This window comes from Ruegeria sp. HKCCD6119, from assembly GCF_013110585.1.
Taxonomy (GTDB): Bacteria; Pseudomonadota; Alphaproteobacteria; order Rhodobacterales; family Rhodobacteraceae; genus Ruegeria.
The window spans coordinates 1-17,100 of sequence record NZ_WVQV01000006.1; the positions used below are offsets into that span (position 1 = coordinate 1).

A 17,100-nucleotide genomic window follows, 5' to 3' on the forward strand; every position below is an offset into this window, starting at 1 on the left:
GTATCGACCGTGACGGCGTTGAGCGTGGCCAGGTTCTGTGTAAGCCGGGTTCGGTGACACCGCACACCAAGTTCGAAGCCGAAGCCTATATCCTGACCAAGGAAGAAGGCGGCCGTCACACCCCGTTCTTCGCGAACTACCGTCCGCAGTTCTACTTCCGGACCACTGACGTGACCGGCACCGTGACCCTGGCGGCTGGCACCGAGATGGTTATGCCTGGCGACAACGTCGGCTTCACCGTCGAGCTGATCGCCCCGATCGCGATGGAAGACGGCCTGCGCTTCGCCATCCGCGAAGGCGGCCGCACCGTCGGCGCCGGCGTCGTGTCGAAAATCATCGAGTAAGTCGGCTTTGCCGACTGGTGGGCGGCAGTTGCTCTGAAAGAGCAATGAGAGCCCACACCGTCGAACCAAAGAAGGCCGCTCCACACCGGGGCGGCCTTTTTTTTGTGTGAAGACCTTGGCTATTCACAAATATTAACCAATTCTTCCAGCGCTTCTAACAGAGGTGAATTGTTATCTGCTGAATTGTAGTGTTCGGCGTGTGAGCTACCCAAATCACTCGTGCAATGCGTTTCATTGCATTCGATGGCTGTCTCCCGAATGAGCTGGCCAGCAGGCTGAAGAGCTTCATCGTTGTTGTAGGTTTCCATGAACGCAATCGAGTAGTTTTCTGCATTGTCACCCCCACCACTAAATACAACGTAATGGTCATCCGCTCTCAGGATGCGGAGGTCTACAATCGGAGTTTTCAAATAGGTTCCCTGATGCAAGATACCGTTTTGATCTGAAGTTTCCGTGCCGATCAAAAATATACATTTCTGTGGAAAGGAGATCTGCTGGGTTTTCTTTCGTCCGGCTGCCTGCGGCTGTGATGTCAAAGACATCTTGGCGATTTTGTGAGTCAGGCTCTCATAGTCGGCTTCGCCAGCTAAAACCGCGCGACAAGCTACGATGATTAGAATGGAGGCACCTAATAGGTGTTTCATATTGTTTCCTTCGAATGACGCTAGTCGACGGTTGGTATAATCCATATGGAGAAATCCCAATACCGAAAGCAACTTTAACGCGCGATGATTCCGTTTGCAGAGCATGGATTCCCCCTTGCCAAACCCCGCCAACCCCACTTTACGCGCGTTCTCAACAAGAACGTCACGGCGGGGTGATCCCAGCTTTTGAGGCGTGACGTGGATTGGCGATGCGCGTCTGTCCTCCTCCCTGCTGCGACGTCAAGGAAACGGGCAGAGCGTCTCATGTGGGCGCGGTCCGCACGGACTGAAGCCCTTACTTGACAAGGGCTGTGATCCATACCGGCGGCTGACGGTCTTGCCGTCAGCCGCTGGTGATTGCAAATCAGGACAGTGCTGATTCAGCCGCCGCCCGGACAGCGCGGATGTTGTTTCCGTAGACCTGTGGGGTTGAAACCGAACCGCCTTTGAATACAGCCGAACCGGCCACCAGCACATCCGCACCCGCCGCTGCAACCAGCGGGGCGGTATTCGGGTCGACGCCACCGTCGATTTCAATATGCACCGGACGATCACCGATCATCTGACGCAGTTTTTTGACCTTGCCGGTCATGTCGATGAATTTCTGGCCCCCAAAGCCGGGGTTCACGGTCATCACGCAAACCAGATCCGTGAGGTCCAGCAGATGCTCGACCGCTTCGGCTGGGGTGCCGGGGTTCAGGGCAACGCCGGCTTTCATTCCGGCGCCGCGAATGGCCTGCAAGGTGCGATGGGTATGTGGGCCAGCCTCGATATGTGCGGTCAGAATGTCCGCTCCGGCATCGGCATAGGCCTGGATGTAGGGATCGACCGGCGTGATCATCAGGTGAACATCCATCACCGTTTTCACATGCGGGCGAAAGGCTTTCACGGCCGGAGGGCCAAAGGTCAGGTTTGGAACGAAATGGCCATCCATCACGTCAACATGAACCCAGTCGGCGCCCTGCGCTTCGATGGCCTGAATTTCCTGCCCAAAATTGGCGAAATCGGCGGACAGGATAGACGGCGCGATCTTGATGGTGCGGTCAAAGCTCATGGTGGCCTCGTATCAGCTGAAGAGTCGCGGATGCGTATACCCCTGAGCCGGTGGGATGGATAGCCCCCGCAAACGCTGTGCCGCCACAAAACTCTTACCGCGTGGCATCTGACCCAATGGGTTGAGATCTCGGCCCGGAGGTCGGATGCGGCTGAGAATCCTAGTTCGCTGATGCCTCGTTCAGGGTCAGCGTTACACGCTCACCCGCGAAAACCGTGCGGCCGAACTCAACTGGCCGTCCATCCGGGTCGGCATTGACGCCGACCGAAAAGAGAACAGGAGCACCTTCTGACAATTGAAGTTGTAGCGCCTGCGTTGCGGTCGCCCCGCGCGCGGTCAGGCGAGTCGAGACGCGGACGTAATCCCTGATGCCGCAGGCTTGCAGCGCTTTGGTGACGGATTGGGTTTCGGTCAATGTCTGCAAGATATCCGGAAATCGTTCCGCGGGGAAAACGCTTTGAAACAGGGCTATGGGCTGCCCGTCCGCCAGGGATAATCCGTCATAGACGTGCACTGGATCACCCTTGTTAAGGCCCAGAGCTTCGGCTTCGGCTTCATCGGCGACGCGCGTGGTCAAAGCTAGGATTTTCTTACCCGGTATCTTGCCGCTGGCCGAGATGTTCTTGTGATAGCGCACCCTTTTGCCGATCGGATAATCCGTTGGCCGTGCCGCAACAAAAACGCCCGCACCGCGCCGAGCGTGCACCAGCCCCTGATCAGACATGTCAGCCAAAGCGCGCCGTACCGTGTGGCGGTTGACGCCATGGGTGGCGGCCAGCTGGGTTTCGGTCGGCAGGCGATCTCCGGTTTGATAGCGCCCCTCGGCGATGTCCGAGGTCAGGCGCAGGGCAATACTTTTCCAGATCGGCGTTTTGCTCATTCCACCAAACCTTCAAACGGTCGCAGATTGCGTTTTGACAACCTGTCGGTTAACATTTGTCTAGTTGTATAGTTCATGTAGACAACCTATCCAAGAGGCTTTGATGGCAAACCATACGAAAATCGGGATCAAGGCACGGAAGGAATGGATGGGTCTGCTGGCGCGCGCGCCGAACACTGCCCTAATGGCGCTGTGGGACGGCATCCAGGACTGCCCGAGTTTCGAATGGCTGCGCAGGCCCGAAGTGGGTGGTGTCATGGTGCGTGGCCGCATCGGAGGAACCGGCGCTTTGTTCAACCTGGGTGAAATGACCGTTACGCGCTGCTCGGTCGTGTTGCAGGATGGTACGGTCGGTCACGGATATGTTCAGGGCAGGTCGAAATCCAAGGCAGAAGCGGCGGCATTGATTGATGCGATGATGCAGACGGCCGCTGCTGGTGATTTGCAGGAACGGCTGCTTGATCCGCTGAGGCTGCAAATGCAGTCCATCAAGACAGCGCGCGCCGCAAAGGCAGCGGCCACCAAGGTCGAGTTTTTCACGCTGGCTCGGGGGGAAGACTGATGCCTGTTCAAATGCGGTACTCGGGGGGCTTTCAAGACGCACCTGTCGACGCGGCACATGCATTCCGCGCGGCCATGACCGCCATGGCGCGCCCGGGTGAACTCCGCACCCTGACTGGCTGCGCACCACCTGCGCCCTTGTCCGTCGCGGCTGGCACGCTGCTCCTGACGCTTTGCGACGCCGAGACAAACGTTCATCTGGCGGGTGAAGCCGACACCGATGTGGTGCGCGAATGGCTGACCTTTCACACGGGTGCACCGATAGTGGCGGCGGAAGAGGCTGATTTTGCCCTTGGTACGTGGGATGCACTGGCGCCGCTCAACACCTATTGTATCGGGACGCCGGAATACCCGGACCGGTCCGCGACACTTGTTGTGGAATGCAAGCGGCTGGAGCAGAACGGAGCGGTTCTGAGCGGCCCCGGCATCCGGCACACGGCGCGGCTTTCTCTGCCGGATATTCCGGCTCTTCAGAACAATGCGCTGCTTTTCCCTTTGGGGTGTGATTTTTTCTTCACCTGCGGTGAGGCGGTCGCGGCCCTGCCGCGTAGCACGCAAATCAGGTCCAGGGGGTAAGCCATGTATGTCGCTGTCAAAGGGGGCGAAAAAGCTATCGAAAACGCCCATGCGTGGCTTGCCGAAGAACGCCGCGGTGCGACAGATGTCGCGGAACTGAGCTTCGCGCAGATCCGTGAACAGTTGGGCCTTGCGGTGAACCGGGTCATGGCTGAGGGGTCGTTATACGATCCCGACCTTGCTGCGCTGGCAATCAAACAGGCGCGCGGCGATCTGATCGAGGCGATTTTCCTCGTCCGCGCTTACCGCACGACCCTGCCTCGTTTCGGCTATTCCAACCCCGTCAAAACCGGCGACATGGCCTGTGATCGCCGGATCTCGGCCACGTTCAAAGATGCCCCCGGTGGTCAGGTTCTGGGGCCAACCTTCGACTACACCCACCGATTGCTGGACTTCAAGCTGGCGGCCGAGAGCGAAGTTCCAAAGGCGCCTGAAGGCCCTGTGCGGCTGGAATCAACGCCACATGTTACCGCATTCCTGAAGGATGAGGGTATCATTCAGGATGAACCGGCCCGCGATGACGTTCCGGGCGATCTGACCCGTGAACCGATGGAGTTCCCGTCCACCCGCCCGGTGCGCCTTCAGTCGCTGACCCGTGCGGACGAGGGATTTGTGCTGGGCATGGCTTATTCGACCCAGCGCGGTTACGCCCGCAACCACGCCTTTGTCGGAGAATTGCGTATCGGCAAGGTCGTGGTTGAGCTGGACATCCCCGAGCTGGGCTTTGCCATCGATATCGGCGAGGTCGAGCTGACCGAATGTGAGACGGTGAACCAGTTCACCGGTTCGAAAACGGAACCGCCACAGTTCACGCGGGGCTATGGGCTGGTCTTTGGCCAGTCTGAACGAAAGTCCATCGCGATGGCGCTGGTCGATCGGGCCTTGCGGTGGGAAGAGTTGGGTGAAGACAACGTGGGCGCGCCCGCGCAGGATGAAGAATTTGTTCTGAGCCATGCGGACAACATTCAGGCCACCGGCTTTCTCGAACATATCAAGCTGCCGCATTACGTCGATTTCCAGTCCGAGCTGGAACTGGTCCGCAAACTGCGCCGAAAGGCCCAAGAGCGCATGTCAGAGGAGGCCGTGGAATGAAAGCCGTCGTTTTTGATATCGGAAACGTTCTGGTCAAGTGGGATCCGCATCTGGCATGGCTGGAGGAGATGGGCAGCCGCGAGGCGGTGGCAGATTTCCTGACGCGCATCAATTTCCCCGAACGCAACCTGCGGGCCGATGGAGGAGAGATGTTCGCCGATCTGGCCGCTGAACTGGAAAATGCGGAAGATCGGCAGCGCCTCAGTGTTTACGTTGAACGTTATGCCAGAACCGTTCCGCAAAAGATCGAGGGAAGCTGGCGCCTGCTTTACCGCCTGAAAGAGAAAGGCACTCCGGTTCACGCGATCACCAATTGGTCAGCGGAAACCTGGCCTGTCGGCGTGGGGGCACATCCCGAATTGGGCGAAGTGTTTGGTGTCACCGTCGTGTCGGGGCAGGAGAAGCTTTTGAAGCCTCAGCCAGAGATTTTCCATCTGTTGTGCAAGCGGGCCGGGCTTTCACCCGAGAACTGCATTTTCATCGATGACGGGCTGCACAATGTCGAAGGCGCGCGTGCGGTGGGCATGGATGGGATCCACTTCACCGCGCCGCACGCGCTTGAACGCGCTCTTGCAGAAAGAGGCTGGTTATGAGCGCGTACAACTTCGCCTATCTGGACGAACAAACCAAGCGGATGATCCGGCGGGCGATCCTCAAAGGTCTGGCCATACCGGGGTATCAGGTGCCGTTCGCCAGCCGCGAGATGCCGATGCCCTATGGCTGGGGTACCGGGGGCGTACAGGTTTCAGCCGCGACGTTGACGCCCGAGGATACGTTCAAGGTGATCGATCAGGGCGCAGACGACACGACCAACGCCGTATCCATCCGCAAGTTCTTTGAAAACACCGCAGGCGTCGCCACCACGGAAAAGACGGAACAGGCCACAATCATTCAGACCCGCCACCGCATCCCCGAAGCAAAACTGCGCGAAGACCAGATCATCGTTTATCAGGTGCCGATTCCCGAACCTCTGCGCTTTTTGGAACCGCGCGAGACTGAGACGCGCAAGATGCACAGTCTTGAGGAATACGGGCTGATGCATGTGAAACTGTACGAGGATATCAGCCAGCACGGGGCGATTTCGACCGCTTATGCCTATCCGGTGAACGTGGCTGGACGCTATGTCATGGACCCGTCCCCGATTCCGAAATTCGACAATCCAAAGCTTGAGATGGACGCGATCCAGCTGTTTGGAGCCGGGCGCGAGCAGCGTATTTATGCGGTGCCTCCGCATACCAAAGTCGTGAGCCTCGATTTCGAGGATTATCCGTTCGAGGCCACCAAGGCCGATCATCCCTGCGATCTGTGCGGGGCCGAAGACAGCTATCTGGACGAGGTTATCATGGATGACGCGGGCAACCGGATGTTTGTCTGTTCTGACACGGATTACTGCCGGTCAAGGCGTGAGGCGGGGCATGCAGGCCAATTGGCCGGAAAGAACGCGCAATGACCCCTCTGTTGCAAGTCAAAGGCATTGAAAAAAGCTATGGCCGCCGGATCGGATGCGCGGATGTGAATTTTGATCTCTTCCCCGGAGAAGTAATGGGAATCGTTGGTGAAAGTGGGTCGGGCAAGTCGACCTTGCTCAACTGTATGGCCGGCCTTCTGAAGCCGGATGCCGGGCAGGTGATCTTTGATACCCGTGCAGACGGCCCGGTCGATACGGTCACAATGTCCGAGCCAGAGCGCCGGATGCTGAGCCGCACCGATTGGGCCTTTGTCCATCAACATGCGCGCGACGGGTTGCGGATGTCTGTCAGCGCCGGAGGCAACATTGGCGAGCGGCTGATGGCCGTCGGCGGACGCCACTATGGCAGCATTCGGGGCAAGGCCATTGACTGGTTGGGCCGGGTCGAGATTGACGAGAGCCGCGTCGATGACCGCCCAAGCGCGTTTTCGGGCGGGATGCAGCAGCGTTTGCAGATCGCGCGCAATCTGGTGACAGGTCCTCGGCTGGTGTTCATGGACGAACCGACCGGTGGTCTGGATGTGTCGGTACAGGCGCGTTTACTGGATTTGTTGCGCGGACTTGTGCGTGAGATGAGGTTGAGTGCGATCATCGTCACCCATGATCTTGCCGTGGTGCGTCTGCTGGCGGATCGGTTGATGGTGATGAAAAGCGGTCGCGTGGTCGAGGCCGGGCTGACGGATCAGGTACTGGACGACCCGCAACATGCCTATACGCAGTTGCTGGTGTCCAGCGTTTTGCAGGTTTGAGGCTTTGGGGAAAGATGAAGCGATGATTGAACTTGTCGATGTCAGCAAAAGCTTCACCCTGCACAATCAGGGCGGCGCCGCGATCCCGGTGGTGAAAGGCGCGTCTCTGAAAGTGGAACCGGGTGAGTGCGTCGCCCTGACCGGGCCGTCGGGTGCAGGCAAATCCACGCTGATGCGGGTGATCTACGGCAACTATCTGGCGGCCACTGGTCAGGTGCTGGTCGCAGGGTTGGACGTGGCCCGGGCTGAACCGAGGCAGATCCTGTTGCTGCGTCGTGACACGTTGGGCTATGTCAGCCAGTTCCTGCGGGTCGTGCCTCGGGTGCCGACGCTGGACGTTGTGGCAGAGCCGCTGCTGGCCGTGGGCTGTGACAGGCAAGTGGCAATGGACAGGGCAGCCGGATTGCTGAAACGGCTGAATATTCCCGAACGTCTGTGGACCCTCAGCCCGACGACTTTCTCGGGTGGCGAAAAGCAGAGAGTGAACATTGCGCGAGGCTTTGCGCATGAATATCCGGCAATGCTGTTGGATGAACCGACCGCAAGCCTGGATGCGCAGAACCGGGAAACGGTTTTGTCCCTGATCGAAGAGGCCAAGAACAAGGGCGTGACGATTGTCGGGATTTTTCACGATCTCGACGCACGCGAACGGGTCTGCGATCGCGAGGTCGATGTCTCGGACTTCACGCCGGGGATGGCTGCATGACGCTTGCTCCGGTCATAGCGGTCGTGGGTCCTTCGGGGGTCGGAAAGGACAGCGTAATGAACGCGTTGGTGGCCCGGGCGCCGGGTGTTCAGCGGCAGCGGCGGGTGATTACCCGTCCCGAAGGCGAAGACGGCGAAGATTTCGACCGGGTCTCGGTCGATACATTTCAGCGAATGGAACGGGATGGTGCGTTTGCGCTGAGTTGGCATGCGCATGGGCTGTGTTACGGCGTGCCGAAGACGATCACGCGGCAGCGGCAGGTGGCCGTGGCCGTTCTGGTCAACCTGTCACGAACGGTGTTGCTTGAGGCGCAGGAGGTGTTTGGTGATCTGATCGTGATTTCCCTGACGGCCAAGCCCGAGGTTCTGTCCGAACGCTTGTCCTTAAGAGGGCGGGAAAGCAAGGCGGAACAGACGCGGCGTCTGGACCGGGCCCAAACGTCTTTGCCCAACGGTTTGAATCAGGTCCTGGAATTCGACAACTCCGGTGCGATGGAAGATACGGTTGCCGAAATCCTGTCGCACCTTCAACCGGAAAGCCCGTAGCGATGGATAAGGTAGAAGCGCCCGTCCTCGGCCTCGCCCGTAAGGGCCAGATCCGTGATCTGGAAGGGCTGCGGCAGCAGTGGGACCAGATCGGTTTGCAGCGCGTTCCGAGTTGCTTTCAGGGTTGGTTTGTCCAGCTTGCCGCTCAGCGTGATGTGAAAGCGGAACGCGTCCAGTACGTAAGGATAGCCCCACTGAACCAGGTTGGCGTCTTGCTCTGGGGTCAACCCGGCGGCGCGACGGCGGGCCAGTTCGGCCTTGGAGGTAGGCGCACGAAAGCTGTCCAGTTCCCGAACACAGGCCGCGGCAAGCGCATTCAGTGCCCGCGTCTCACCCAACGGACGCAGGGCCAGAAAGCGCCCAAACCGGGCGATCTCGAGGCCATCCAGCGACACAGGTGGTTGGCGGGAGGCGAGCGAGCTGCACGCCTCTTGCAGGGCTTCGAGTGTTTTGCTGTCGCGCAGTCTGAACGGTGGCTTCAGTGTCGCGTGCAGCCCGTACTTGCGCGGCACCTCCGTGACAGCGGCAACGTCGATGCCTTCGACAATCGGATGGGCAACCGGCTTTCCCGCCTCCATGTCCCAACCCAGCCAACTGGTTGCAAATTTCGCCCATTCCTTTCCCGCAGGCGGCGCAAAATAGATCGCGTATCGCGTGAATGTCATGTCGGCCTCCTCTTGCGTGGCCTTCCTCGGTCTCAACATGCGTGAAGTTCAGATGACAGAAGAGTTGATCCTTGCCAATGCCACGCTTGTATTGCCGAATGAAACCGTAACCGGCAGTGTCCGGATTGTGGGTGAGGCCATCGCTGAAATCGACACCGGAAACGGGGTTCCCGCGGGCGCGATAGATTGCGAAGGCGACTATGTCAGCCCCGGCCTTGTCGAGTTGCACACGGACAACCTTGAACGTCACATTCAACCGCGCCCACAGGTGAACTGGCCCCATGCCGCCGCAATTCTTGCGCATGATGCGGAATTGGCCGGCGCCGGGATCACGACAGTGTTCGATGCCATGCGGGTTGGATCGATCCCGTCGGGCGCCCGGCGGTATGGGAAATACGCCCGCGGCCTGTCGCAGGAGTTGTGGGATCTGCACGAACAGGATGCGCTCAAGATCAGCCACTTTCTGCACTTGCGGGCCGAGGTGTGTTCGGAAACTCTGGTTGAAGAGCTGAGCGAATTTGGACCGGAAGACAGGGTTGGCATTGTGTCCATAATGGATCACACACCCGGTCAGCGTCAGTTTCGAGATATGGGCAAGCTGGAGACCTTTTTGAAGGGCAAATATGCCATGGATGATGACACGTTCTTTCAGCACGTGGCGCAATTGAAAGGGCTTCGAGATCGCAATGGCGTACTGCACGAGGTCGAAGCTGTCAAAGCTGCCCGCCGTTTCGGAGCAGTATTGGCCAGCCATGACGACACGACTGAAGATCAGGTGAAAGTGTCCGTAGGTCACGGCATCCGTCTGGCCGAGTTCCCCACAACCGTCGAAGCGGCACGCGCCTGCCACAAGAACGACATTCGGGTCATGATGGGCGCGCCGAACATAATCCGCGGGGGGTCGCATTCAGGCAATGTTGCTGCCTACGAGCTGGCTCAGCTTGGGTATCTGGACATCCTGTCTTCGGATTATGTGCCGTCGGCCTTGTTGCTGTCGGCGGTTAGGCTGGGCGAGATTTGGGGCGACCTGGCGCGGGGGATGAAGACGGTTACGCTGGCACCGGCTCGGGCCGCAGGGTTGGAGGAGCGGGGCGAGTTGCGCGTCGACGCCCGCGCCGATGTCATCCGCTTCCGGATGCGCGCGGGTGTACCCGTCCCGAGTTCGGTTTGGGCGCGCGGTCGACGCGTGGCGTGATCAGGCCGTGTAGAACAGGTAACGGTCCGGGGCGATTGTCTTGGGCCCCTGGATCTGGGCAAAGCCGACCAGGGGCTGACCTGAAATCAACAACCCGCCGGGCTGCATGACTTTTGCGATCAGCGGGCTGAGACGCTCTGCTTCGGCGACGTCCTCGTGCTTGATGCCGCGTCCGAAATCGTAATGCGCCAGCGCGATTCTATGCCCGTCGGCCGCCAGTCTGAGCAGCATCGGTTCGGCCTCACCTTGCAGGAAATCCTCGGCCGGGGGGGTGCTGTCCGGATGGCATTGCAGGATCCGGTCCATCACCCAGATCCGGCGCTCTGGCAGGATTTCACGCAGGTGGTCATAGGTGCGGCCATTGCCCAGGCCCATATCCAGCACATCCCCCGGCTGGCCGCTGATCCGCTCGGCCGCCCAGTTCAATCCGTCGCGTTGGGCCGTCAGTCGGCGCAGCATGGAATCCAATCGGCTCATGGTGATGTCCTCATTCGTTCTCTGGCGCGACCCAGGCTGTGGCGGGCCCGCTCAGCAGTTTGCTCAGAAGGGCCTCGGTAAAGGTCCAGATGTCCTGATCATGGACCAGATGATGGGTCAATATGCCAAAGGGCTCGGTGTTGTCTGAACGGCCTTCGCGTCGGTCTCGCAGAAGACCAGCAGTCTGCGCGACCAGGGCGTCGGCTGAGATCAAGCCACGCGACCCGCGCCAGTCGATCGGATCAAGGTGGGTATTGATCTGCTCAAGACCCGGTGCGGCCAGGCATGATTTGCGGGGCGTTGCGGTGGACAGGATGCGGTATCCCAGCTTTGGCAACTGTTTGGCCATTTCGGGTGCAATGCGATTCCAGGGGGGCACGAACATTTGTCGCATATTGTCACCAAACAGGGACCGAAGACGCACCATCCCGGCCTCCGCATCCGTCACCATCATGTCCAGCGGACGGTCGAGCCGAAACTCGGCCTTCTTCTCGCCGCGGGGCGCATGGTTTGTATGCGCCCACCCGTGTACGACCGGAACAAGAGACGCGCGCGCGGCGACGTATTCCGCCAGCGCGGGCGTCGCGTCGCGTGGAATGACGGCCAGATGCACGGGCAGGCCCAGTTTGTCGGCCAGCTCGGAAAGGCGGTCCAATTGCGGTGTTGGCGCAATGGCATCATCATCGCGCCACCACAAAGGCAAGAGCAAGCTTTCGGCACGCCAATGATTCAACTCGACGTCAAGTGGGCGCCAGTCGGGGTTCATGTGCGCTGCTCCAGCAGGCGCTTGGCGATATGAACGGACTGGATGGCCCCGTCAAAACCGAAATCCTGTTGTACACGGGGGCCGTCGGCCACGACACGCTCCACCGCCCGAGCCAATGTCGCCCCGCTCAACGCTCGGCTTTCCAGAACTTCGATTGCGGGCAGATCGGACAGGCTTTGCCCGCGCAGCCCTTGTTCCACCTCTTTGCCGTCGTCGAAAGGTACAAACACGGCGGGGGTGCCACTTTGAAGGATATCCATGGCAGTGTTGTAGCCGCACATGCTTACCGATGCCGCTGCCAGGGGCAGCATCTGGCGGAAATCCGGCCGCACAGGTTCCAGAACAACCGAAGCACCTTCGGCCATCCGGGACAATTCCGCGATCCGTGCCTTTGCATCCGTTCCACCGACCAGCAGGCGCCAGCGCCTGTTGGGCATCTTTCGGGCGGCCTCGATGGCCGCGCGAAAGATCGGTTGCCCGACGGATCCGCCGCCAGCGCTGACCAGGATTTCATCCTGGCCCGCTGCGTCGGGGTGAGGTTGGGGCAATGCAGGCGCCACAAAGCCGGTATAGTGAAGTCGCTTGGCCAATCGGTCCGACACCGGCCAGCTGACCGACAGGGGTGTAACGCTTTCGGTGGAATGCACCAGAATGCCGTCATAATGCCGAGACACGATTTCATCCGCGCGCTCGGCCTTGGCGGGTTTGGAGGGCGGAGCCAGAATGTCGCGGACCGATCCGAGAATGACGGGACGCTCAGGCAACGCGCTTGCCGCATTCAAGGCCGCATCGAACTCGGCCGACAGTGATCGGCGACCAAAGGGGTAAAGCTCGGTGATCAGGATCTGCGGCTGGAAGCTGTTCACCGCCTGCACCAGGGCGGCCTCGCGCGTGGCGTGATAGGCCGCGTCAGCCTCGTCGCCGCTTTCGGTCAGCAAACGGGTGAAGTTGGTTCCGTCTGACCTGAGCGGCGGCAAGCCGAACAGGGTCATGCCCGTGCTGTCCAATTGCGGCGCGGGCATGCCACCCGTCACGACCATGACGTCGTGGCCATCATCCCGAAAGGCCCGCCCCAATGTCAGCGCCCGGCTGAGATGCCCGGTGCCCAACAGGTGCGTGACGATGATCATCACCTTCATTGCGGGGCCTCGTATTTGATCAGGCGAACGGGGTCGGCGTCGGCGGTCATGGTCTTCATGTCGACGATATACAGCCGATTGCGTTTGATCTTAAAGGGGGCAGGTCCTTCGAAATTCCAACCCCATGCCCAAGCCAGAATGACCCGCATGATACCGATATGACAGACTGCGACCGTATCCTGCCGCAGCGCGGACAGCCAGGGGCGAAGCCTGTCCCGAACCTCGGCCGGGCTTTCTCCGTTTGGTGGGCGGAAATCCCAGCCCCAATGCTCGATATGACGATATCCGCTGGATGCGTCCGCGATCAGGTCGACCCCGCGCTGACCTTCCCAATCGCCCCAGTTCATCTCGGTCAACGCGTCCGAGGTGTTCGGGTCGCGACCGGTCACGATTTGCGCCGTCTCACTGGCGCGGTGCAGGGGGCTGGACCAGATGTCAGCCTTGGCCCAGTCCTGCGGCAATCCATAGCCCGCCAATTCGGCTCGGGCGTCATCGTCCAGCGGTATGTCGCTGCGCCCCTGGATCCGTCCCGCGCGGTTCCAATGGGTGTGCCCGTGGCGGAGCAGTGCAAGCCGGGTCATGTTACGTCCTTCAGCAGGGGTCGGAGGGTTGCCCACAAGCGCTCGGTCGCCTGTGGCATCAGGTGGCGCTCTGCCACGTAGTTGCGTGCCGCAGCGCCCAGAGTGTGGCGCAGCGTGGAATCCGATAAAAGGGCCTGCATGCCATCCGCAAATCCCCTGGCGCCGCTTTCGACGGATGGATAGGCCGCCGGGGACAGAACATCGCGTACACCGGGCCGATCCTGAGCGACCACAGGCAATCCCGCAACCTGCGCCTCGAGGTAAATCATGCCGTAAGCCTCATTCACTCCGGGCCATGCGAGCAGAGATGATTGTTGATAGACGCGTTGCAGTTCTTCCCGGTCAAGCTGACCCAGAAAACGCACCCGCTGTCCGAACGGCGCCATCAGCGCCTCAACCTGCCTGCGAGCCGGGCCGTCTCCTGCGATGTTCAGGTGCCAGTCCCCGGTCAAATGCGCCAGGGCCTCGGACAATATCTGATAGGACGCCAGCTTGTCCCCATGCCGCATCATGCCGACGGTCAGCATGGGTGCGCCACCTGTGGCGGCCGGAGGCAGTTCCGAGATGGGCAGGAACGGAGGCAATTCGACCAAAGCCTGATCGCCAAAGCGATCCCGCCGCAAAGTGATCAGGTCGTTGGCCGTATGATAAAAGATCACATCCGCTGCATCGCAGGCCTGATGCGCTGCCTTGGCGAACTCAGCCCACGGCCCGTTTAACCGACTGGATGCGCGGGTGCTTTCCAGTTGCACATAGGGAATGCCACGCGCCTTGCAAACCCGAGGGCCCAGCAGGTCAGGTGCCTTGTAATAGTTGTGGTAGGTCACCCACAAATCGGTATCTGAAGGCATGTCAGAGACAAGTCGCTTCGCTTCATCTTCTGCCGCGCGCCTCAGGGCTTGTTGCAGGTCTTCGTCGCCGCTTTTGTCATAGATGCGCAAGTCGGTCGCCAGATCGACCGTATCACCCTCGGCGGTCAGCGCCTGCATCAGGTTCCGGGCCATTTCACGGTCGCCCGAAGGTTTCGGGCTGTCAGGAGATTTCATCGGGGCATAAAACGCGACCCGCGCCATTAGGCGTTTTCCATGCACATGGAGTTGAGGCGTTCCGACAGCCGTGCGATGCCGGGAGCCATCCGGAACTCAGCGATCAGACGGTCATAGGCCGCATGCGCCATCTTTGACGCTTGCTGCGGATTGGCTGACAAACGTTCCACGGCTTCTGCAAGTGCAAAAGGGGCGTCATCGGACAAAACCCCATGTGTTCCGGTTTCGATAAACTCGGGGATCGCCGAGACCGGTGTCGACAGGATTGGCAACAACTGAGACGCGGCCTCCATCAGCACATTCGGCAACCCGTCGCGGTCTCCGTCCTTCGCGATACGGCTGGGCAGAACGAACAGGTCGGCATCACGCATTGCTGCGATGACCTCGGGCTGGTCGCAAGCCCCTTTCCAAGTGATCCGGTTCGCAATGCCGGCTGCGTTCGCCTGTGCCCTCAAAACGTCATCCAATGCGCCGCCGCCGATATGGGTCCAGTGCCAGTTCAGGTCATCGGGCAGCAATGCGAAAGCCGCGATCAGACGATCGAAGCCTTTTTTCTCGACCAGCCGCCCGACAGAAATCATGTGAAAAGGATCATTCACAGCACGCAGCTGTCGCGTTGGGGGCTTGGGAAAGCGAGACAGGTCCAAACCGTGATAGATCAGGTCCACGCGCTTGGGGTCATCGGCCAGGCTGCGCAGATGTTCCGCTCCGATGGCTGTGCAGGTGGCGCCAAACGTGGCCCCGTAGGAGGCGGCTTGCAGCTTTTCACGTTTTTCCCAATCCGGCGACGTCCAGATATCCTTGGCATGAGCCGAAAAACTCCACGGCAATGCGCGCATGATGGCGGCGTAACGGGCAACGGATGACGGCGTGTGCATGAAATGAGCGTACAACCCTTGCGTCCGGGCAGGCAATTCTGCGGCCAGAACGCAGGCTTGCCCAAACCGTCGGATGCGATTGGGCGTCGGGTCGCGCTTCAAGTCCTGACGCCAGGTCCGATAGGCCCTGTCGTAACCGGGAAGCGTTTGGGCCAGGGCCCGTGCCGCCCAGACCCGTTTGGGTTCATCATGAAGATACTCGGGCAGGTATCGGACCTGTCCTGTGAACCGGTCATGCAAGGGATGACGTTTCGTATCGGTCGGGTGCCGCAAAGACCAGATGTCAAAGCGATGCCCGGCCTCCTGCAAGGCGACAAGTTCCTGCGCAATGAACGTTTCGGACAGTCGTGGCCAACCTTTGACCACAACCGCCAATCGAGGAGAATCTGAGGTCATCCGGTGGCTCGTTCCTGTTCCCAGGTCAGCAGGCTCTCGATGCGGTCGGTGACATAATCCAGCCCGTCCAGCAATCCGCTTTGTATCGCCTGCGACGGTAGGGACTGGTGCGGTAATTCCCGAATGGCGCGGATCATCGCGTCCGGCGTCAGGCCATCCCGGTTTTCATCCAGCATTCGGACAAGGCCCAGCCCTTCTGCGCGCGAGGCCCGTATCCACTGTTCCAGACGGGGCGTGGTGCGCGGGACGATGACAGCGCGTTTGTCAAAGGAAAGAACCTCGCAGAACGTGTTGTAGCCGCCCATGCAGACGACGCCTTCGGCCCCTGCAAACAGCGTTTCGATCTGGGATTCGAACCCAACGGCAGTGACGCGGCCGTTCAACGCGGCAACGCGGGTTTCGAAATCTTCGCGCAACTCACCGGACAGGAAGGGGCCATAGACCAAAACCGCGCGCGGCGACAGATCCGGGTCTTTTTCATATGCGGACAGGACGAGGTTGACCATCGCCTTGCCGTCGCCGCCACCGCCGGGCGTGATCAGGATGTAGGGTTGTTGCGGAGGCTCGCCGACCGGACCAAGATCGCGGCGCAGATATCCCGTCCAGTGGATGCGGGACTGCGCCGAAGCGCTCAGCGGCAACCCCTGCGTCGGGTCATAAATCGACTGCAAGCCGTAAACCCAGATTTCGTGATAAAACCGTTCGGTGGCTTCAACGGCCTCCTTGCGCGCCCACTCGGCGGCCAGGACTTCGGGTTCATCCAGAACATCGCGCAACCCAAGCACCATTTTGGTTCCGCAGTTCTTTTGCAGATGGTTCAGTGTCGGTAGCAGCTCACCCCGAAACCCCGTCGGTTCCTTGTCGACGATCAACACGTCAGGGTCGAACTGCTGAACGGCGGTTTGAATAAGACCTGACCGCAACTCGGTCACTTCTTCGATGCCCATCCCGATCGTGCGTGCAGCATAAGACCCGTCTGCGCGTTTGGTGACACCGGGCAGGCGCACGTGGTCAACGCGACGGGGAAAGGTAAACCGTCCGGCCACGGGTGATCCCGTCAGGATCAGCGCGGATGCGCTTTGGTCCGCCTGCGTGATCGCGGCCGCCAAAGCCCGAGACCGGCGAAGATGGCCCAGCCCGAACGTATCGTGACTGTAAAACAGGATACGCGGTGCGCGGCCCGGTTTGGAATTGGTTTTGCCTAGGCTCATAGTGTTGCCTGTCTTCTTGATCCCGGTTCGAAATCCGCGCGTTTGCAAGCGTTACTGTATATATCCCCGTCGCGCTTGCCAAAGGAGGAATTGCTCTTCAGCAAATGTTCCAAGCATTGCGATTTGG

General features: G+C 60.1%; 20 protein-coding genes and 1 pseudogene. 10 read left to right on the forward strand and 11 right to left on the reverse strand.

Going from position 1 to position 17,100, the window contains the following annotated elements; all coding sequences use genetic code 11:
- A pseudogene (gene tuf / locus GS611_RS13985) lies at positions 1–344 on the forward strand (elongation factor Tu); the annotation flags it as partial.
- Positions 345–463: 119 nt separating this feature from the next.
- Here tuf and GS611_RS13990 read toward each other — a convergent pair.
- The 3 genes from GS611_RS13990 to phnF form a co-directional block, all read right to left on the reverse strand.
- On the reverse strand, positions 464–988 hold the full coding sequence (locus GS611_RS13990; protein WP_171636655.1) for a hypothetical protein: 525 nt from the start codon (positions 986–988) through the stop codon (positions 464–466).
- A 364-nt stretch (positions 989–1,352) separates the two neighbouring features.
- Complete coding sequence (rpe, locus tag GS611_RS13995; RefSeq protein WP_171636657.1) at positions 1,353–2,042, reverse strand: ribulose-phosphate 3-epimerase; 690 nt, start codon at positions 2,040–2,042, stop codon at positions 1,353–1,355.
- 160 nt (positions 2,043–2,202) lie between these two features.
- Positions 2,203–2,922 (reverse strand): phosphonate metabolism transcriptional regulator PhnF, encoded by a 720-nt coding sequence (phnF, locus tag GS611_RS14000; protein ID WP_171636659.1) that lies wholly within the window; start codon positions 2,920–2,922, stop codon positions 2,203–2,205.
- Between the two features lie 103 nt (positions 2,923–3,025).
- Between phnF and phnG the strand changes: the two genes are divergently transcribed.
- From phnG to GS611_RS14040, 8 genes are read left to right on the forward strand one after another with little or no spacing between them, the layout of a single operon-like run.
- The gene (phnG, locus tag GS611_RS14005; RefSeq protein WP_171636661.1) at positions 3,026–3,484 is read left to right on the forward strand and encodes a phosphonate C-P lyase system protein PhnG; all 459 of its coding nucleotides are present in this window, start codon (positions 3,026–3,028) and stop codon (positions 3,482–3,484) included.
- Entirely contained in the window at positions 3,484–4,059 is a 576-nt protein-coding gene (phnH, locus tag GS611_RS14010; protein WP_171636664.1) for a phosphonate C-P lyase system protein PhnH, read from the forward strand. Before phnG ends, phnH begins: the two co-directional genes overlap by 1 nt.
- A gap of 3 nt (positions 4,060–4,062) precedes the next feature.
- Positions 4,063–5,151, forward strand: coding sequence for a carbon-phosphorus lyase complex subunit PhnI (locus GS611_RS14015; protein WP_171636666.1), 1,089 nt, complete (start codon positions 4,063–4,065; stop codon positions 5,149–5,151).
- On the forward strand, positions 5,148–5,744 hold the full coding sequence (locus GS611_RS14020) for an HAD family phosphatase (protein WP_171636668.1): 597 nt from the start codon (positions 5,148–5,150) through the stop codon (positions 5,742–5,744). The genes GS611_RS14015 and GS611_RS14020 overlap by 4 nt, the downstream gene beginning before the upstream one ends.
- Entirely contained in the window at positions 5,741–6,601 is an 861-nt protein-coding gene (locus GS611_RS14025; RefSeq protein WP_171636670.1) for an alpha-D-ribose 1-methylphosphonate 5-phosphate C-P-lyase PhnJ, read from the forward strand. Before GS611_RS14020 ends, GS611_RS14025 begins: the two co-directional genes overlap by 4 nt.
- Complete coding sequence (gene phnK / locus GS611_RS14030) at positions 6,598–7,368, forward strand: phosphonate C-P lyase system protein PhnK (protein ID WP_171636672.1); 771 nt, start codon at positions 6,598–6,600, stop codon at positions 7,366–7,368. Before GS611_RS14025 ends, phnK begins: the two co-directional genes overlap by 4 nt.
- Before the next feature lie 22 nt (positions 7,369–7,390).
- On the forward strand, positions 7,391–8,074 hold the full coding sequence (phnL, locus tag GS611_RS14035; RefSeq protein ID WP_171636674.1) for a phosphonate C-P lyase system protein PhnL: 684 nt from the start codon (positions 7,391–7,393) through the stop codon (positions 8,072–8,074).
- A complete protein-coding gene (locus tag GS611_RS14040; RefSeq protein ID WP_171636676.1) occupies positions 8,071–8,619 on the forward strand; it encodes an AAA family ATPase in 549 nt (182 codons plus the stop codon). Before phnL ends, GS611_RS14040 begins: the two co-directional genes overlap by 4 nt.
- On the opposite strand, the gene GS611_RS14045 is transcribed toward GS611_RS14040, so the two are convergent.
- Positions 8,601–9,284 carry a DUF1045 domain-containing protein gene (locus GS611_RS14045; protein ID WP_171636678.1) on the reverse strand — a complete coding sequence of 228 codons (684 nt, stop codon included), beginning with the start codon at positions 9,282–9,284 and terminating at the stop codon, positions 8,601–8,603. The genes GS611_RS14040 and GS611_RS14045 overlap by 19 nt on opposite strands.
- 52 nt (positions 9,285–9,336) lie before the next feature.
- On the opposite strand from GS611_RS14045, the gene GS611_RS14050 reads away from it, so the two are divergent.
- The gene (locus tag GS611_RS14050; protein ID WP_171636945.1) at positions 9,337–10,479 is read left to right on the forward strand and encodes an alpha-D-ribose 1-methylphosphonate 5-triphosphate diphosphatase; all 1,143 of its coding nucleotides are present in this window, start codon (positions 9,337–9,339) and stop codon (positions 10,477–10,479) included.
- Here the strand turns inward: GS611_RS14050 and GS611_RS14055 are convergent, their stop codons facing one another.
- Genes GS611_RS14055 through GS611_RS14085 form a run of 7 tightly spaced genes read right to left on the reverse strand, consistent with a single transcriptional unit; the run spans position 10,480 to position 16,973 of the window.
- Positions 10,480–10,956 (reverse strand): class I SAM-dependent methyltransferase, encoded by a 477-nt coding sequence (locus GS611_RS14055; RefSeq protein ID WP_171229514.1) that lies wholly within the window; start codon positions 10,954–10,956, stop codon positions 10,480–10,482. It lies immediately after the preceding gene.
- A gap of 10 nt (positions 10,957–10,966) precedes the next feature.
- Complete coding sequence (locus GS611_RS14060; RefSeq protein ID WP_171636680.1) at positions 10,967–11,722, reverse strand: polysaccharide deacetylase family protein; 756 nt, start codon at positions 11,720–11,722, stop codon at positions 10,967–10,969.
- A complete protein-coding gene (locus GS611_RS14065; protein WP_171636682.1) occupies positions 11,719–12,861 on the reverse strand; it encodes a glycosyltransferase family protein in 1,143 nt (380 codons plus the stop codon). The genes GS611_RS14060 and GS611_RS14065 overlap by 4 nt, the downstream gene beginning before the upstream one ends.
- A complete protein-coding gene (locus GS611_RS14070; RefSeq protein ID WP_171636684.1) occupies positions 12,858–13,442 on the reverse strand; it encodes a histidine phosphatase family protein in 585 nt (194 codons plus the stop codon). Before GS611_RS14070 ends, GS611_RS14065 begins: the two co-directional genes overlap by 4 nt.
- Positions 13,439–14,515: a glycosyltransferase family 4 protein gene (locus GS611_RS14075; RefSeq protein ID WP_171636686.1), complete on the reverse strand. Its 1,077-nt coding sequence runs from the start codon at positions 14,513–14,515 to the stop codon at positions 13,439–13,441. The genes GS611_RS14070 and GS611_RS14075 overlap by 4 nt, the downstream gene beginning before the upstream one ends.
- Entirely contained in the window at positions 14,515–15,762 is a 1,248-nt protein-coding gene (locus GS611_RS14080; protein WP_171636688.1) for a glycosyltransferase family 4 protein, read from the reverse strand. Before GS611_RS14080 ends, GS611_RS14075 begins: the two co-directional genes overlap by 1 nt.
- Positions 15,759–16,973, reverse strand: a complete 1,215-nt coding sequence (locus GS611_RS14085) for a glycosyltransferase family protein (RefSeq protein WP_171636690.1) — start codon at positions 16,971–16,973, stop codon at positions 15,759–15,761. Before GS611_RS14085 ends, GS611_RS14080 begins: the two co-directional genes overlap by 4 nt.
- Between the last annotated feature and the right edge of the window lie 127 nt (positions 16,974–17,100).

Coding starts and splice junctions, on each gene's coding strand:
- GS611_RS13990 (WP_171636655.1), bottom strand. CDS start 988: ATGAAACACCTATTAGGTGCCTCCATTCTAATCATCGTAGCTTGTCGC.
- rpe (WP_171636657.1), bottom strand. CDS start 2,042: ATGAGCTTTGACCGCACCATCAAGATCGCGCCGTCTATCCTGTCCGCC.
- phnF (WP_171636659.1), bottom strand. CDS start 2,922: ATGAGCAAAACGCCGATCTGGAAAAGTATTGCCCTGCGCCTGACCTCG.
- phnG (WP_171636661.1), top strand. CDS start 3,026: ATGGCAAACCATACGAAAATCGGGATCAAGGCACGGAAGGAATGGATG.
- phnH (WP_171636664.1), top strand. CDS start 3,484: ATGCCTGTTCAAATGCGGTACTCGGGGGGCTTTCAAGACGCACCTGTC.
- GS611_RS14015 (WP_171636666.1), top strand. CDS start 4,063: ATGTATGTCGCTGTCAAAGGGGGCGAAAAAGCTATCGAAAACGCCCAT.
- GS611_RS14020 (WP_171636668.1), top strand. CDS start 5,148: ATGAAAGCCGTCGTTTTTGATATCGGAAACGTTCTGGTCAAGTGGGAT.
- GS611_RS14025 (WP_171636670.1), top strand. CDS start 5,741: ATGAGCGCGTACAACTTCGCCTATCTGGACGAACAAACCAAGCGGATG.
- phnK (WP_171636672.1), top strand. CDS start 6,598: ATGACCCCTCTGTTGCAAGTCAAAGGCATTGAAAAAAGCTATGGCCGC.
- phnL (WP_171636674.1), top strand. CDS start 7,391: ATGATTGAACTTGTCGATGTCAGCAAAAGCTTCACCCTGCACAATCAG.
- GS611_RS14040 (WP_171636676.1), top strand. CDS start 8,071: ATGACGCTTGCTCCGGTCATAGCGGTCGTGGGTCCTTCGGGGGTCGGA.
- GS611_RS14045 (WP_171636678.1), bottom strand. CDS start 9,284: ATGACATTCACGCGATACGCGATCTATTTTGCGCCGCCTGCGGGAAAG.
- GS611_RS14050 (WP_171636945.1), top strand. CDS start 9,337: ATGACAGAAGAGTTGATCCTTGCCAATGCCACGCTTGTATTGCCGAAT.
- GS611_RS14055 (WP_171229514.1), bottom strand. CDS start 10,956: ATGAGCCGATTGGATTCCATGCTGCGCCGACTGACGGCCCAACGCGAC.
- GS611_RS14060 (WP_171636680.1), bottom strand. CDS start 11,722: ATGAACCCCGACTGGCGCCCACTTGACGTCGAGTTGAATCATTGGCGT.
- GS611_RS14065 (WP_171636682.1), bottom strand. CDS start 12,861: ATGAAGGTGATGATCATCGTCACGCACCTGTTGGGCACCGGGCATCTC.
- GS611_RS14070 (WP_171636684.1), bottom strand. CDS start 13,442: ATGACCCGGCTTGCACTGCTCCGCCACGGGCACACCCATTGGAACCGC.
- GS611_RS14075 (WP_171636686.1), bottom strand. CDS start 14,515: ATGGCGCGGGTCGCGTTTTATGCCCCGATGAAATCTCCTGACAGCCCG.
- GS611_RS14080 (WP_171636688.1), bottom strand. CDS start 15,762: ATGACCTCAGATTCTCCTCGATTGGCGGTTGTGGTCAAAGGTTGGCCA.
- GS611_RS14085 (WP_171636690.1), bottom strand. CDS start 16,973: ATGAGCCTAGGCAAAACCAATTCCAAACCGGGCCGCGCACCGCGTATC.